At 57.9% G+C, this 16657-nt stretch carries 13 protein-coding genes; all 13 read left to right on the forward strand.

Annotated elements, in window-relative coordinates; all coding sequences use genetic code 11:
- Positions 1-42 precede the first annotated feature (42 nt).
- The gene (mutL, locus tag VHE12_08790) at positions 43-1872 is read left to right on the forward strand and encodes a DNA mismatch repair endonuclease MutL (protein HVZ80881.1); all 1830 of its coding nucleotides are present in this window, start codon (positions 43-45) and stop codon (positions 1870-1872) included.
- 38 nt (positions 1873-1910) lie between these two features.
- Positions 1911-2840: a tRNA (adenosine(37)-N6)-dimethylallyltransferase MiaA gene (miaA, locus tag VHE12_08795; GenBank protein ID HVZ80882.1), complete on the forward strand. Its 930-nt coding sequence runs from the start codon at positions 1911-1913 to the stop codon at positions 2838-2840.
- Positions 2840-3295 carry an NUDIX hydrolase gene (locus VHE12_08800; GenBank protein HVZ80883.1) on the forward strand — a complete coding sequence of 152 codons (456 nt, stop codon included), beginning with the start codon at positions 2840-2842 and terminating at the stop codon, positions 3293-3295. The genes miaA and VHE12_08800 overlap by 1 nt, the downstream gene beginning before the upstream one ends.
- A gap of 84 nt (positions 3296-3379) precedes the next feature.
- Positions 3380-4258: a hypothetical protein gene (locus tag VHE12_08805; protein ID HVZ80884.1), complete on the forward strand. Its 879-nt coding sequence runs from the start codon at positions 3380-3382 to the stop codon at positions 4256-4258.
- A 46-nt stretch (positions 4259-4304) separates the two neighbouring features.
- The gene (locus VHE12_08810) at positions 4305-5636 is read left to right on the forward strand and encodes a hypothetical protein (protein ID HVZ80885.1); all 1332 of its coding nucleotides are present in this window, start codon (positions 4305-4307) and stop codon (positions 5634-5636) included.
- A 72-nt stretch (positions 5637-5708) separates the two neighbouring features.
- On the forward strand, positions 5709-6695 hold the full coding sequence (gene sppA / locus VHE12_08815; protein ID HVZ80886.1) for a signal peptide peptidase SppA: 987 nt from the start codon (positions 5709-5711) through the stop codon (positions 6693-6695).
- A gap of 44 nt (positions 6696-6739) precedes the next feature.
- Entirely contained in the window at positions 6740-8605 is a 1866-nt protein-coding gene (locus tag VHE12_08820) for a WD40 repeat domain-containing protein (protein ID HVZ80887.1), read from the forward strand.
- A 23-nt stretch (positions 8606-8628) separates the two neighbouring features.
- Positions 8629-11838 (forward strand): BamA/TamA family outer membrane protein, encoded by a 3210-nt coding sequence (locus VHE12_08825; GenBank protein HVZ80888.1) that lies wholly within the window; start codon positions 8629-8631, stop codon positions 11836-11838.
- Positions 11839-11934: 96 nt separating this feature from the next.
- Positions 11935-12597 carry a hypothetical protein gene (locus VHE12_08830; protein ID HVZ80889.1) on the forward strand — a complete coding sequence of 221 codons (663 nt, stop codon included), beginning with the start codon at positions 11935-11937 and terminating at the stop codon, positions 12595-12597.
- A 10-nt stretch (positions 12598-12607) separates the two neighbouring features.
- Positions 12608-13579 (forward strand): D-glycerate dehydrogenase, encoded by a 972-nt coding sequence (locus tag VHE12_08835; GenBank protein ID HVZ80890.1) that lies wholly within the window; start codon positions 12608-12610, stop codon positions 13577-13579.
- Between the two features lie 54 nt (positions 13580-13633).
- Positions 13634-14413: an alpha/beta hydrolase gene (locus VHE12_08840; protein HVZ80891.1), complete on the forward strand. Its 780-nt coding sequence runs from the start codon at positions 13634-13636 to the stop codon at positions 14411-14413.
- 193 nt (positions 14414-14606) lie between these two features.
- A complete protein-coding gene (locus VHE12_08845; protein HVZ80892.1) occupies positions 14607-15641 on the forward strand; it encodes a tyrosine-type recombinase/integrase in 1035 nt (344 codons plus the stop codon).
- Between the two features lie 515 nt (positions 15642-16156).
- The coding region (locus tag VHE12_08850) for an aminotransferase class I/II-fold pyridoxal phosphate-dependent enzyme (protein ID HVZ80893.1) at positions 16157-16657 on the forward strand (501 nt) is incomplete at its 3' end.

Raw genomic sequence — 16657 nt, forward strand, 5'->3', positions numbered from 1 at the left:
TTTTGACTAAGTTGTCCTTTTATTCCCGTCCTTGAGGGCGTCTTGCCGAAGATAAAGCTCCTGCCAGAAAAGGTCATCAACCAGATCGCCGCCGGGGAAGTGGTCGAAAGGCCATCTTCGGTCGTGAAAGAACTGGTCGAGAACGCCCTGGACGCGAGGACCGATTCCATCGAGGTGGAGGTGGAGGAGGGCGGCCTGAAGCTCATCAAGGTGACCGACCGGGGGGAGGGGATGACCCCGGAGGACGCCCACCTGGCCGTCCAAAAGCACGCCACCAGCAAGATCCAGACGACGGACGACCTCTCCCGGCTCCATTCCTTCGGGTTCCGGGGCGAGGCCCTGGCTTCCATCGCCTCCGTCTCCAATTTCGAGCTCTCCACCCGGACCGCCGATTCACTGTCGGGCATCTCCATCAAGGTCAAGGGCGGCGCGGCCCCCAAGGCCGTCGAGACCGGGCGTCCCGTGGGCACCACCGTCACGATCTCCAACCTCTTCTTCAATACGCCCGCGCGGCTCAAGTTCATGAAGAAGCAGACCACCGAGGAGAACCATATCCACATGGTGGTGATGACCTACGCCCTGGCCTTTCCACAGGTCGGGTTCAAACTGACCCTGGACGGGAAACAATCGCTCTCGGTGACGCCCTCGGACCGGCCCGCCCGGCTCTCGGCCATCTTCGGGAAGGACCTGGCCAGGGCCTTCCTGCCGGTCTCCTTCGACCATCCGGGCCTGTCCCTTTCGGGGGTCGTGAGCGCCCCGACGGTGACCAAACCCACCCGGGAGAACATGGTCTTCTTCGTCAACGACCGTTGGATCGCCAATCCCTCGCTGGGCCACGCGGTCATGACGGCCTTCCACACCCTGCTTCCGACCCGGCGTTTTCCGGTCTCGGTCCTTTTCCTGAAGGTCCCCGAGGATCAGGTCGACGTGAACGTGCACCCGACCAAGAAGGAAGTGAAGTTCGCCAAGGACCGCGAGATCTACGATGCCATCGTAAGGTCCCTTCGGGGCGCCCTCCTGTCGGCCCCCGGGTCACTTCAGGCACCCGCATCCGGCGAAGCCGGTTATACCCCCGCCTCTTTCCAACCCGCCATGGCCCAGGAACCTGGCACGGTCACCCAAGCTCCAGCGGACCTTTATGACAGGATCGCTTCCAAATATCCCGAAGCCCCTGCTCCCGTTCTTCCGATGCAGGAGATCTCCAACCTGGGTCACGGACCCGCTCCGGCCGAACCCGCCTTGGGCAAGGCGAATCTCCAGGCCCGCCGTATCGACCCGAATTCAGCCCTCTATAACTTCAGCCAGCTCTTCAACACCTTCATCGTTTTCCAGTCGGACAGTGAGATGTTCATCGCCGACCAGCACACGGTCCACGAACGCCTGAACTACGAGAAGTTGATGCAGGGATTGCGCGAGAAGAAATTGGAGGTCCAGCCGCTCCTGGTCCCCGTGACGGTGGAATTGAGCGCCAAGGAGGCCCAGGTCCTCAAGAACAACCAGGAAACCCTGATGGAACTGGGCATGGAAGTGGCGCCCTTTGGGGGCAACACCTTCCTGGTTCGAAGCGTTCCGGCGGACCTGGCGGGGAAGAACCTGGTCACCCTCCTGAAGGACCTGGTGGACGACCTGGCGGCCCAGGATGCCGCCGGCATCCAAAGCACCAATCGGCTCGACCAGGCCCGCGAACGGGCCGCCACTTTCCTCTCCTGCCGCAGCGCGGTCATGGCCGGGGACCGCCTCAACGAGGAACAGATGCGGGGCCTCATCGACCGGATGCGGCAGGCCAACCTGCCTTTCACTTGTCCCCACGGCCGTCCCACCATCCTTTCGATCCCGCTTTCCGATCTCTACCGCCGTTTTGACAGGCATTGATCCCTCGCCGCGAAGACGCGAAGAACGCGAAGTGAAGCATGGCTGACAGCCAAAAACCAAAAACCAAGGACCCGAAACTTCCCATCATCGTGGGCCCTACCGGGGTGGGAAAATCCGAAGTGGCCTTCCAATTGGCCATAAGGACCGGAGCTGAGATCGTTTCGGCGGACGCCTTCCAGGTCTATCAGGGTTTGGAGGTCGGCACCGCCCAACCTTCGAAGGAATGGCAAGCGAAAGTGCCCCATCATTTGGTGGGAGTCCGCGACCCAAAAGAGACCTGGAACGCCGTGGAGTTCGCCCGGGAGGCATCCCGGATCCTGGAAGAAAAGGACGGGACTTTCCTGCTCGTCGGCGGGGCCGGCTTCTATATCCGCGCCCTGGTGGAAGGGGCCCCCGAAGGTTCCTCGCCCGCACCGGAGGTCCGGCGGTCCATCCTGCAACGGGTCCAGGAGCTGGGGAACGAAGGCGCCTGGGCCTGGCTCCAGGAACGCGACCCCCAGGCCGCCCAACGCCTGCATTCGAACGACCTCAAACGGATCTGCCGTGCGCTGGAGAAGACCTACCCGGTCCAACCCGTTGCGCCCGGATACCGCCCCCTGGGAAAGGATCGGGTTTTGTTTTTGGGGCTGGAACGTTCCCGGGATAAACTGGACGCGCTTTTGAGGGAAAGGACCCGAAGGATGTGGTCCGGCGGCCTCTTGGAAGAGACCCAGGACCTCTTGAAGACCGGCCTGTCCCAGGACCATCCCGTTTGGGGCGCCATCGGCTACGCGGAGGCGGCGCTCTTCCTCCGGGGGGAATTGGGCCGGGAAGAAGCCGTCGAGCGGACCTTCCGGCGGACCCGCCAATATGCCAAACGCCAATGGACCTGGTTCCGGCACCAGCACGAGGTCCGCTGGTTCGATCTGGACCGCTATCCGGATACAAGCCGCGTCGTGGACGACCTGGTCGAAGCGATCACCGCCTGATGGAGAACAAAGTGCAACATATCCGTATCCGCGCGGCCGGGATCCTGGTCAAGGACGACCGGATCCTCCTGGTCCGTCACGAGAAGAACGGTAAAAGTTATTGGCTCCTCCCCGGAGGAGGCGTCGATTTCGGGGAATCGGTCGCCGAGGGCCTCCGAAGGGAATTCCAGGAGGAAGTCGGCCTGGACATCCAGGTCGGCCCCATGGTCCTGGTCCATGATTCCATCCCGCCCAATCATCATCGGCAGGTCCTGAACATCTATTTCATGGTCTCGACGGACCGCTATGAACTCAAGGTGACCCCGGATGCGGTCCTGCGCGATGCGGCCTTTTACCCGCTCACCGAATTCCAGGGAATGCCCGTCAATCCGGACGTGAAAGCCGAGATCCTGGAAGGCCTGAAGACCGGGTGGGCCAAGGGATGCCTCTATATCGGCAACCAATGGAAGGACTGACGGATAGAACAACCCTAGGGCCTGGGCTATACTAGGCGCCTGTCCGACATCCATGCCGCCATATCACCCACGGGGAGGCCGTTCGTGAAATTCTTCGCCGTCCTGCTTCTTTCGACCCTTTCAACGTTTACAGCCTTCCGGGCTTGGGCGATCCCGCCCCAGGAGGTCCAAGACCGCAAGGAGATGGCCCAGGTCTGGGTGGACCGGCACAATGGCGACCTTTCGGACGATGCGAAAGCCTACTTCAAGGCCATCAAGTTCAAGAAACACGCCTTTTATGCCTCTTCCTGGCACAAACCCGTCGTCCGGATGAAGCGCCTTTCCACGGGCCAAGCCGCCCGCATGGGCGTCCCGGCCTCGGTCAACCATAAGGACGGTTCCATCGTTCCCCTGACCTCCCTTTATGTTTCCCACGCCTCCAACGAGGAATTCCTGACCGCCAATTATTCCGACGAGATCGACCGCCTTCATTGCTCGACGGACATCTACATCAAGATCGGCCTTCAATACCGCCATCTTTTTCACGGCGAAGGCTATCCCGGCTGCGCCCGCGTCCTGTCCCTGGGGAAGGACCTCCCGGCCTTCTTCGAGGTTTCCACCTACGGCGGCGGCACCCGTTGCGACCGGACCATCTACCGGCTGGATACGGAAGCCATCAAGGCCAAGAACGACGAGCTTTACGACCATCCCGAGCTCATCGATGTCCAGAAGTACGTGAAGGACGAACTGGAGATCCACAACTGGCTCGAAGGCTTCACGGCCTACAAGGATGTGAACAAGGACGGGACCTTGGAAGTGATCAACAGTTCGGTCGTTCTCTATCCTCCGGACCTCAAGACCAAGGTCAAGGAACGCTACAAGATGGTGGACAACGATTTCGGGGCCTTCCGACAGACCGCCGTGATCTACCAATGGGACGACGGAAAGTCGAAATTCGTCCCCCTCGGCGAGCATTTCTACTGATCCAAGCGGCCCGGATCCGCATCTCCCCGGGCCCAAGCTGGTCCTGATGAAGAACTTTTTCCTGCTCCTCCCGCTTCTTCTCCTGCCCATGCGGCTTTCCGCTTACCAGATCCTCTTTTACTACAACAGTCACGACGGGACCGAAGGCGGTCTTTCCCAATGCGTCAGCATCCTGCAAAGGGCCGGCCATCGAGTGACCCCCATCGATGTCCAAGGGGAACCCTACGACCCCACCGGCGATCGTTGGGAAGGTGCCTACGACCAGGTCTGGGATATGCGATTCGTGGACGAGGAAACAAAGGGATGCGGCAAGACCAAGACCTATTCCGCGGACCACTTCGACGCCAAATGGCGGGCCAAGGCCATCCGCTACCTGGACCATTGTGGGAAGCTCTTTTTGGCGGGGGAACACTATCAGTTGGGCAACCGGAACGAGGGCCTTTACCGGTTCCTGAAAGAGATCCAGGCCGTGAAACCCGACTTCGACGAATGTCCGCCTTCCCCCTTGGGTAACAGTACGACCGACAGCAAGGCCTTTTACAAGGTCCATGGGCTCAAGGGTGTGTCCAAATTTTATGGGGCCTATGTTGGAGGGATCCCCATGCGAATGCTGAACGGGACCAGTTTTGGGGATACGGCCCAGGATTGGGACTGGGATGATCAGGTCCGCAGGTCTTTCCTGAACGGATGGAAAGGGGACCAATTGGGTGGCGCGATCCAGGTCCCGGTTTGTGGGGAAGAGCGTCTTTTCATGGTCTGGGACGCCACCATGTGGACCCTTTGGCAACCGGGAGCCGTGGAGGAATACAACCCTTCCGGTCCCATTTGGGACGAGGAAGGCTGGTTCAATTACGACCCGGGACATCCGCCCAAAGGCAACCTGCCGGAATTCGAGAAAGCCCGGGTTGCGACCAAAACCCTCTTTCCGGCCATTGCCGACTGGCTCGGTCCCAAGGTCCCTTGCCCCTGTGCCCAGGACCATCCCAGGATCCCCGCCACCCGAACGATCCCTTCACAGGCCCCACGATCTCCCGTACCGCCCGGAAGCGCCCCGGCCCAAAGTCAGTTGTTGCCCGGACCGCCCAGATCCGATACGGCCCATCTTCCGGTCACCTTGATCCTGGGCACCGAAGCCCTGAATATTTACATGCGCTTCCTCGACGGTCCCGGCCACTATCGTTTGGAGATCCATGACGCCTGGGGAGCATGGGTCAAGACGGTCTACGATAAGGACATCCAACTGACCCGGGACGACTGGGCCACTTGGGATGGGAACGAGTCCTCGGGTCGTATCATGCCGGCCGGCCTTTACCAGGCCGTGCTTTTCAAGGACAGTAGGATTTTGAGGAAATTGGTCATCAAAAAGATCGGTCCTTGATCCGAAAGCCCTCGAACTCCTGTTTTTCTATTTATTGCAACGGTTTTAGGGGTCTGTTACCATAAACACCCTATGAAAATTCAGCCAAAAACGCCCTCCGCCGCTCCGGCGCCCGCCAAAAGCCATACGCTTTTGTGGGTCGTGCTGATCCTGGGCGGGTTCTTCTTTTTCAGCATTATTTTCCTGGTTTTCGCTTTCCAACACCTTTCCGGACATGCCACCCATACCCCTCTGCTTTATTCGAGCGACCAGATCGACCTGATCGAGATCAATGGGCCCATCTATCAAAGCGATGAGGTCGTCCACCAGATCAAGAAATTCCGCAAGAGCTCCCAGAAGGCCCTTTTGGTCCGGCTGGACAGTCCCGGGGGAGTGGTCGCCCCGTCCCAGGAGATCTATTCGGAGATCCTGAAGGCCCGTAAGGACAAAAAGATCGTGGTGGCCAGCATGGGTAGCTTGGCGGCTTCGGGAGCCTATTACATCGCGTCCGCTTGCGACAAGATCGTGGCCAATCCCGGGACCCTGACCGGCTCCATCGGGGTCATTTTCCATATTCCCGAAGCCTCGGGCCTTTTGAAGAAAGTGGGCGTGAGCTACCAGACCATCAAGAGCGGCAAATTCAAGGACACCGGATCTTTCGACCACCCCATGTCCCCGGAGGAAAAGGCCTATATCCAAGGTACGATCAACGAGGTCTATCAGCAATTCCTGGACGCCGTGGTGGACGGCCGCCGGGAGGCGTTCCAACAAAAGGTCGCCCAATTGCTCCATCGTAAGCCCAAGACCGTGACCGACCAGGAGATCAAGAACTACATCACCCCCTATGCCGATGGAAGGATCCTGACGGGGGAGAAAGCCTCCCAGTTGGGGTTCGTGGACCAGATCGGGGGCTATGAGGATGCCGTCGACTTGACCGCCCAATTGGCCGGCATCAAGGGTGAACCCACCATCCACCAGGACCGGCCCTCCCAATTCGAACAATTCCTCAAGAACATGACGCCCCTATCCGCGCTGTCCAAGTTCGAGGGAAGCTACCTGCTGGAATACCGGGCCTTTTGATCTGATCCGTTCGACGTTCCGTTCATCTCGCTCAGGAGGACGCCGTGGCTGAATCCGCCAATCCATCCGCCAATACCCCTGCCGACGCCCCCGCACCCCCGCCGCCGGCGACCCCGGCCCGCAAAACAGCCGGCCCCAAGGTCATGGACCACGCCGGCCGCATGGTCTCCATTACCGTCCATTTGTTCCTCGGAGCCTTCTTGATCCTCTTGAGCATCTTGCTCCGCAAAGGGAACATCGGGCTGCCCCACGCTGTACAAGTCCCCCTCCTGAATCTTTTGCCTCATTACCCTTACCTGATCGGCGGCATCGGTGTATTCCTTTGGGCCAGGGCCCGTGGCATGGCCGCCGATTTTTATACCGCCGAAAAGAAGAAGGACCGACATTCACCCCACGCCTGGAAGATCCCCCTGATCTGGGCCCAAGCGGTCTTTTTATACCTTCTCTTCATCTACGCCATGGTCATCGGCCTGAATTGGGGAACGCCGATCGAGAATCCCATGGCACTGGCTTTTTTCGTCTTCTTTTTCTTCATCTATGTGCTCGTCTACGTCTTCGAGCACGCCCGCAACCGCATTCCTTCCATCGCCGGGCTTCGGATGGCGGTGGTCACCTTGTCCCTTGCCGCCCTTTCCGCGCTGCTTTGGGTTGGTTTTCAAATGGTCTTTCCCAGTCTCTTGCTCGCTTTCCTGGCCCTGATCGGCCTTTTCACCAGCCTCTTCATCCGGATCAAGAACGTGGAACAGGTCGGTTTCTGGCCCAAGATCCTTTTCCTCGTTCTTTCGGCCCTTCTTTTGGCCCACGTCGCCTGGTATTCCTTGCCCTTCGGGCGAGATTCCTATGACTATGTCTCCTTGAACCGTGCCGCCCAGGCACTCTCGGGTGAGATCCCTTCCCTGACCTATTTCCAGCCGGGGGTCCACCATGAAGGGACCCAGTTGGCCCTCACGCACAGATCGGAAGGGAACTGGACGCTTGAATTGATGAATCCCGATAACCTCCCCCAACCCATCCTCATCCCCGCCGGCTCCGATGATTTCCGTAGCCTCTTCGCCATGAACGGAAAATATATCCTGGCGGACATGGTCAAGGACGGGACCAGGGCCGTCTGGAAGGTCGACACCCAAACGGGCAAAGCGTCCCGGCTTCAAGCTTCCGGTATCGAACCCTTTTCCGATGGGGTTCCCTGGTCCGAAAGGAACGGCCAACTTCTCTATGTGACCCATTCGGAAGAAGGCAAGTACCTGCTCAAGAGCCTGACCCTCGCCACCAACAAGTCCACCCTTTTGATGTCCGCCTCGAACCCGATCCTGACCCCCTCCTGGGTGAACGTCGCGGACCCGCAAAGGACCCCTTTCTGGGCCCGTTATGACGAACAGGTGGCCTATGCCGACGGGGCGAACGGCCTTTTCTACGTCCTGGACCTGCGCACCATGGAAAAGAAACCCCTGAAATCGGACCTGGAACGCATGGAGGGCGAGAAGTTCAAGCCCCTAGGCAAGGTCCTGGAGGTCGTCCCCTCCCCGGACAGCTTCCGCTATGCCTACATGACCCAGGACGGGAACAAGACCATCCTTTGGGTGGTCGGGTCCGATGGAAAGAAGCGGGACAGCCTCTATGAGACCACCGCTGCCATCTCCCACCTGGCCTGGCACCCCGATTCCCAACGCTTGATCTTCCAGGAGCTCCATCAAGGCTGGCACAGTTGGGATATGGGCTTCCTCCGGGCCTACTCCAATATCAAGATCCTCGACGCCAACCAAGGAGGGACCGTTAATTTGATCCCACCCCAGATCTCCCATTCCGCACCGGCCGTTTCACCCGATGGGGTCAAGGTGGCTTTCGTCGCCGGCGATGGATTGTGGTATCCCACTAATCAACTAGGGATCTGGATCGCCAACCTCCGCTAAGCCGCCGGTGGGGAAGGGCCGTGATGAGAACCAAACCCATCTCCCGACCCCGCCTAGCCTTCCTAGCGGTCCTCCTTCTTCTTTTTACCGCCAAACCCCTTTTCCCCTTCGGCTTCGGGCACAATAAGGTCCGTTACCACACCGGCCACCACTGGAAAGTGATCGAAACACCCCATTTCCTGGTGCACTATTACGAGCCCTGCGAAGAACTGGGAAAGACCGCGGCCCGCGACGCCGAAAAGGCCTTCCAGGGCACCTGCCAAGCCTTCGATTTCGTGCCAAAGAACAGGATCCCCCTCTATATCTACGCGACCCCGCTCGAGTTCGAGGAAACGAACATCACCCCCCAGGTCTTGGAGGAGGGGGTCGGCGGTTTCACGGAGGTCTTCAAGAACCGCATCGCGGTACCCATGGACGGGTCCTACCATGAATTCGAGAAGGTCCTGCACCACGAGCTCACCCACGCCTTCCAATACGACCTGATCTACGGGGAGGGCTGGCGTTCGGTGAACCTCTTCAAGGCCGTCTTTGTCCCCACTTGGATGATGGAGGGCATGGCCGAGTGGAATGCCCAGCACCTGGACGCCCAGGGCGAGATGGTCCTGCGGGACGCCATCCTGAACGATAAGATCATCCCCTTGAACCTGATGGATTCCTTCGAACATTTTCCCCAGGTCTATACCGCCTATAAAGAATCCCAAAGCATCCTGGACTACATCGACCAGATCTATGGCTACGATAAGGTCGGTCAACTGTTCAAGCGGATGGCCGCGAACCAGCCGCCCGACGCCGCCTGTAAAGCCCTCCTGGGGATCGGGCTGATGGACCTCTACGATCAATGGCGCTTTTACCTTCGCTCCAAGATCTGGTCCCGGATCGAGGGAATGGCGGCACCCGAGCGTTATGGGGAAAAATGGGGGGACGGGATCTCCCGGGCCGCCGTTTCGCCCGACGGGAGATCCTTGGCCTTCCTGCGGCAGGATGACTTGGTGCTCTGGACCCTTCCCGACAAGAAAGAAGAGACGCTTCATCACGCACACTTCGATCCCAAGGGGAACGGGCTCGCTTGGTCCCCGGACGGGAAAAACCTGGCCTTTTGCGCGACGGAGAATGGGGAATATCGCCTGGAAACCCTGGAGATCGCATCCCACAAGCTCACGGTCCATAGGATCGATGGATTCCCGGTCCTTTTTTCCCCGGTCTGGACCCCGGACGGCGGTTCCATCGTGCTGGCGGGCTTCGATTACCAGACCGTGGACCTATTGCGGTACGACCTGTCCAGCCGGAAGGCGACCCGTTGGACCGACGATCAAGCCACCGAGAATTCCCCGTGTCTTTCCCCGGATGGGAAGACCCTTTTTTACATCCAGGAGGATGAAGGGCGGTGCCGGATCCTCTCGTCCCCGGTCGACCCCCAAATGGGTCCGGGGGCGGCCCAGGTCGTCGCCGAGGGCATCGGCCAGGTCACGGGGCTTCATTGGGCCCAAGGAGCCCTCTACCTGACCAGCAACCTGAACAAGGCCATCTTCAACCTATTCCGGCTGGAACCGGCGACCGGAACCCTGACCCAACTCACCGATAGTTTCGTGGATATCCTGAACGCGGTCCCGGCTCCCGACGCAGGGAACTTCTACGCCGTTCTCTATCAAAAGGGGGCCCTGGGTCTTTACGCCTTCGACGCCAAAGCCCTCGAGAACACCCCGGCACCACCCGGGTCCAGCGGATATCTTTGCAATGATTTCCGTGATTCACTGAAGGTCTTCCCCAAACCGGCCGTGATCGTCGAAAAGGGATCCGACACCTTGAACCAGGACCGGGACCAACCCGAGATCGAACCGACCCGGACGGTCCCGACCCAACCACCCCTCCCCCCGACCCACTTGGATGTGACCGAAGCCACCAACATCGTGCAGGTCCAATGGGCCCCAGGCGCCGGGGAAGGGGAGAACATCGATTCGTTCCGCATCTACCGGTCGTCGGTCGAAAAGGGACCCTTCAGCCCCGTCACCACCCTGACCCACGTCCACCAAAGACACTTCGTCGATTATGACGTCGAGAACGGACAAACCTATTTTTACTACGTAACGGCCTTGAACGGCGTCGGGGAGAGCGGCCCCTCTCCGGTGGTGGAGGCGCACCCCAGCTTCGCCGAGACCACACAGGAGGACGGCTTCGCTTTCACGCCCGACATCCTGCTTTTCCTGGCGGGCTACGACAGTTCCTTCGGCTTCGTGGGCGGGGGAGTGGTCCAGATGAGCGACAATCTGGGCGACCACCGGTTGGGACTGCTGGGGGACACCATTCCAGGGGTCCGTACCGGACTTGAGGCCAATTATGAATTCGCCCAGTGGAGGACGACCGTCGATCTGGACCTTTATTACTATCAGAACTATTTCAACATCTATGACCTGCAGACAGGGAGCATCGTGAACCAATACCGGAACAACGAGAACGGCTTCGCCCTGAATTTCACCTATCCGCTGACCCAGGACACCCGTTTCGAGTACGGCTTCGGCACCCAGCGGTTCTTGGGCAGTCCGGTCTACCTGCAGTTCTCCGAAGGCATCTCCAATTATGCCCCTGCCGACGCCGACAAGTGGGATGTGGCGAACTACTATCGCCTTTCCTTCGTCCAGGACAAGCGGACCGCCTCGAATTTCTGGCCCAGTGGAGGTTACGCCCTCGACCTGACCCTGCTCCACGCGCCGCCCATCTTGGATTCCACTGTTTCCTTCGCCAACGTCATGACCGAGGCCCAATGGTACGTGGATTTCGGGTTCCTGAACCACTTGGTGTGGGCCAACCGCCTGATCGGAATGACCTCCCAGGGAAGGGACCCTCAACAATTCTTCATCGGGAACGACGCACCCTTCCAAGCCTTCTTTACGACCATCCGGGGCTACGGCGGGCCCACCTTTTTTGGGAGCAATCTCGCTCTCTATAACACCGAATTGCGCTATCCATTGGCCACGGACATGGATTTCATACCCCAGCCCCTGTCCTTCCTCCTGATCAAGGACCTGGAACTGGCGGGATTCCTCGATCTGGGCGCCGTCGCCGACCAGATCCAGCAGATCCCCGATTCACACCTGCTGGCCAGCGCCGGAACAGGCCTTCGGATCTACACCTTTGCCTACCAAAGGGCCCTGATCCTTTTGCGGTTCGACGTGGCCTGGCGGTTGGACGAAACCGCCCCGCCTTCCTTTCATTTCAACCTGGTCCCCATGTTCTAGACCGTCTTGCGAGCCGAAAAAGTCTGTTGGTCGAGCCTCCGGGAGCCCCTATAATGTGGCCTCTTGTAACGATTTTTACGGCCTAGGAGCCCTTTCTTGAAAAAACTCATCCTGACCGCATTGGCCTTCTTGCTTCTTTGGGTGGGGTCTATGACCGCCAAGCCCGCTCCGGATTATTTCATCTCAAAATACGACATCATGGACCTGGACTTCCTCCGGACCCACTACACCGAGATCAATAATGGCAGGCCGATCCAGATCACAGGCCAATTCTCGTCCTTCAAGTGGTTACAACCTTACCACTACCAGGAACGCCTGAAGGAGCTCGGTTTCGATCCCGAGCATTACAACCTGGTCCAGCTGTCGCTCAAGGAAAAGGACGACTACCACTACTCCTTCCCCATCCTCCTCCTGCACCGCGAGACAGGGGACCTTCACGAACTGGAAGAGATCGCCAAGGACATGAAACTGGTGGTCTATGGCCATTTCTACAACATGGCCAAATCCGAATACGCCATCCAAACCGACCTGATCGAGCTCCAGAACGCCCGTTACCGGGTCAATATCAAGGGCACCCCTGGTTACGAGATCTGGGGCCACGACCGGGCCATCCTCTTGGACGGTCGGATCCCGCCGACACCGACCGCCACCCCGACCGTGACGCCCACTCCTGCCCCGAACCTTTGGCAAAAGGTCAATAACTGGATCAATCCAAAGGAAACCGGGACACCCACGGGGACCGTGACCCCGGGTACCTGAGGGCCCTTTCGTGAGGCCGAAAGTCCTCATCACCAGCAAGATCCCTTCCGTTGCTTTTACCCGCCTGAAGAGCCGTTTTCAGGTCACTTGGAACAAATCCCAACTGACCGAAGACCAACTTGCCGCCCGCATTCGTCCTTACCATGCCCTTTTATCCACATTGGCTGACCCCATCACCGCCCGTGTACTTCAACAAGCGCCCCAACTTCGGTGCGTCGCCAATTACGCGGTCGGCTTCAATAACATCGACCTGGATGAAGCTAAAAAGCGTGGAATATGGGTGACCAACACCCCCGATGTCTTGACCGAAGCGACCGCCGATATCGCTTGGGCCCTGATCCTGGCCTGTGCCCGGCGTCTTCCCGAAGGGGAAGAAATGATCCACCGCGGCCGCTTCAAGGGCTGGCATCCCTTGATGCTGCGGGGATTGGACCTGGAAGGGAAGACCTTGGGGCTCTTTGGCTTTGGCCGTATCGGCAAGGCAACCGCCCGTCGGGCCAAGGGTTGGAATATGCGGATCCTTTACCACCAACGGAACAAGGAAAAGGGAAGCGTCGAAAAAGCCTACGGGGCCAGGTTCGTTACATTCCAAACACTCCTCAAAGAGTCCGACATCCTCAGCCTTCATGCACCCTTGACCCCCGAGACCTTCCACCGGTTCACTTCAAGTGAATTCCGGAAAATGAGACCCAATTCCATATTCATCAATACATCGCGTGGCGCTCTCCACAGCGAAAAGGACCTGATCCTCGCCCTGAAAAAAGGACCCCTTTTCGCAGCCGGGTTGGACGTCTACGAGAAGGAACCTAAGATCGAGAGGGGACTGCTGGACCGGCCCAACGCCGTCCTTTTGCCCCATCTAGGAAGTGCCACCTTGAAGACGCGTGACCGGATGGCCGAGCTTTGTGCCGAAAATATCCGCAGGGTCCTCTTGGGTCACCGCCCTTTGACCCCCATTTTCAATATAAAATCAGGCAAATAGAGTTAAAGTAAACCTTAAACAAGATGAAGCAAGTCAGGATTTTTAAGGACTTTTATGGAGCTTCGTTCAAAGGTCATCGGGACCGGCCGTCCTTTTGTTTTTCTCCACGCCTTCCCTTTATCGCACGAATTATTCGATGATTGGTCCGGGATCGAAGGATTTGAGCTGATATTGCCGGATTTTCCAGGATTCGGACTGACACCGTTGTACCCAGAAGAACCAACCCTGGATCGAGTAGCCGAGGCCCTCGCGGAACACCTGAAACACATGGGGATCCATGAAAAGATCGTTCTGGGAGGGATCTCCATGGGCGGTTACTGGGCTTTTGAATTCCTGCGACTCTATCCGGAAATGGTCGGAAAATTGCTCCTGGCCTCGACGCGCCCGGGTCCGGACAAACCCGAAGGACGTGCGGGCCGTTTGACGATGGCGGATCGGGTCCTGCAGCAAGGTACGGAGTTCATGGTGGACGCTATGACACCGGCCCTTTTGGGTAAAACGACCTTGGCCCAAGGGGACCGAATTACCGGGCGTTTGGCCCAATGGATCCGAGTGACCCGTCCTGAAGCGGTGGCCGGCGCCCAAAGGGCCATGGCCCAACGCCGTGATCAAACCGAATTCCTTACAAGCCTACAGGTCCCGACCTTGATCCTAGCGGGCGCCGAAGACACCTTGATCCCGCCCGCAGAGGCCCATCGCATGAAAGAACTCATCCCAAACTCCCAGTTGGTGACCATTGAGAAGGCGGGGCATTTGCTGCCCCTGGAAGCTCCCAGAATTTTCCAAAGTTCCATCGAAAGTTTCGTTCGATCTTCGGCCGAAAAAGGCAGTTGATAACCTGGTATTCCAGCTCATCTCTCCCGATCATCACCTGAAAAAACGGCCTTTAAATGCAAATTCGGCCAAAAACGACGGAGCTCCTGGAGCCTCCGGATCTTCAAGATCTGTCCCTGCATGGGCCAGATCGAACTTCGATTTTCGCCTTGAACCCGTCCAATAACTTTCTATAATTACAGTTATACCGAATATGAACGACTCCACGAGCCCACATTCCAGGTCGAACCAGGCCGACCTGCTCTCCTTGCCGCCCTACGATGGCTTCTTGAGCCTTTGTAAGTCGAAGCATACCCGGGACAATTACCAGCAGGATCTAAAGGTCTTAAAGGCTTTCCTCGAAGGCGCGGGATTATCCGGTCCACCGGAAGCCACCCCGGAACAAATGGTCCGTTTCGCCGCCTCTTTGACCAAGCCTGGAATAACACCCATGGGCAAACCACGGGGACCCTATTCGACCAGGACCATGAAGCGGATATTGGCCTCCACCCGGTCCTTTTACCGCTATTTGGCCTCCATCCAGAGGATCAGCACCGACCCTACGGCCGTTTTCCACAATCTGGCCATCCGGAGTCCACAGCGAAACCCGAGGCCCTTGGCTCCCCAGGATCGGGATCTCTTGGTCAAGAACCTGAGAACCGGCGCTCTCGAGGACCAAAGGACCAGCTTGACCGTCCTTTTCGGCTACCATTGCGGTCTCAGGGTTTCCGAGATCGCCAACCTCAAGACCGAGGACCTGGACCTGACCCGCGGGTTGGTCACCGTCATCGGTAAGGGTGACAAGGAACGAATCGTTCCGATGACCGATGCCCTGATCCATCTGATCAAACTTTATTTACGCCAGGAAAGGCCTCCCAGTGCCTATCTTTTTACGAGTCCGCGCCACACGAACAAGGCCATCCATCCTGATTATCTTGAAGGTTGGGTCAAAAAAGCCGCCCTCTGGGCCGGTTTACCACAAGCCCAGGACCTGACCGTGCATGTCCTCCGACACTCATTTGGGACCCAATTGGCCGAATCAGGGGCTAGCGTCTATGAGATCCGGGATTTGATGGGCCATTCCAGTATCACGGTCAGCGAAAATTACGTCAAACTGGCTTCCCAAAGCGCTCAAGCCGCCCATCGAAAGGCTTTTGGGCAAAAGCTTGCGACACATCCGATGCGGATCGAAGGCCTCTTCGGCATTCGATCCGTTCTGGAGAAATTCCGTGGGCTTCCCAAGAGCTGAATTCCAAGTCGGTTCTTGGACCTCCACCTCGCGCTCAAGTCCCGTTCCACCCATCGAGATGGCGTTATAACTCTTTATTCTTGAGGCGTTTATTGCCAAGGCGAGGGTTCTTTCAGGGCCTCGAAGTGGTATGGCTTTTTTGAGGATGCTTGAATGGTCCAATTTTGCATTTAAATGCCTTTTATTTAAGAGATTATGTGCGCACAGCAATCTTTGTACTTGGCTTACCTATGCCTAAAAGCGACCCGTTTTAATCCGAAAAGGACCCATCCGAACCCGAGGAAAAAACGACTTCCGAGGATCTTAAAAACAAGGCTTTTTTAAACGACCCATTTTTTCTTCGATTTCCACCGCTCAAATTCAAGATGCCTCACTTTCTGAAGAAAAGAACGGAATCCACGGTTGAATGACACTAATTTACATGTTCATTCTCATCAAATTCAGCGTGTTAAAGCATCGGTTTAATCAAAAGGGCTTAAAATCGAACGGTTTCCAGCTAGTTAAAGTTTTACTTGATGGGGGTGAAATTGACCTTTTCTCATCGAACACCGGAAGATTTAACTCCCAATGACTGGGCCCTCAGCCGACCTGAGGGCGTCCCGATCCTGGATTTGACCCTTTCCAACCCCACGGAATGCGGCCTCAATTATCCTCAAGATCTTTTGGATCCCTTGGTCAAGGCCACTTCCCTGCGTTATGACCCTCAACCCTTTGGGTCCAAAACGGCCAGAGAGGCCTTGGCTCGCTTTCTTTCACGCAAGGAAAGCCCCGTGGACCCCGAAAACCTTGTGCTGACCGCCAGCACCAGCGAGGCCTATTCCTTTCTTTTTAAGCTTCTTGCCGATCCGGGAGATCATTTTTTCTATCGGGTCCCGGGATATCCCCTTTTGGAGCATTTAGCCCGCCTGGAAGGGCTCCAACTGAACCCTTGCCCTTCCCTACCCGAACCAGGATGGCCTTTGGACCCGCATCCGCTCTCCAGGAAACCCCAAGCCAATTGCCGGGGATTCATTCTG

It is taken from the genome of bacterium (assembly GCA_035549195.1).
Classification (GTDB): domain Bacteria; phylum Oederibacteriota; class Muellerivitia; order Muellerivitales; family Muellerivitaceae; genus DASZRK01.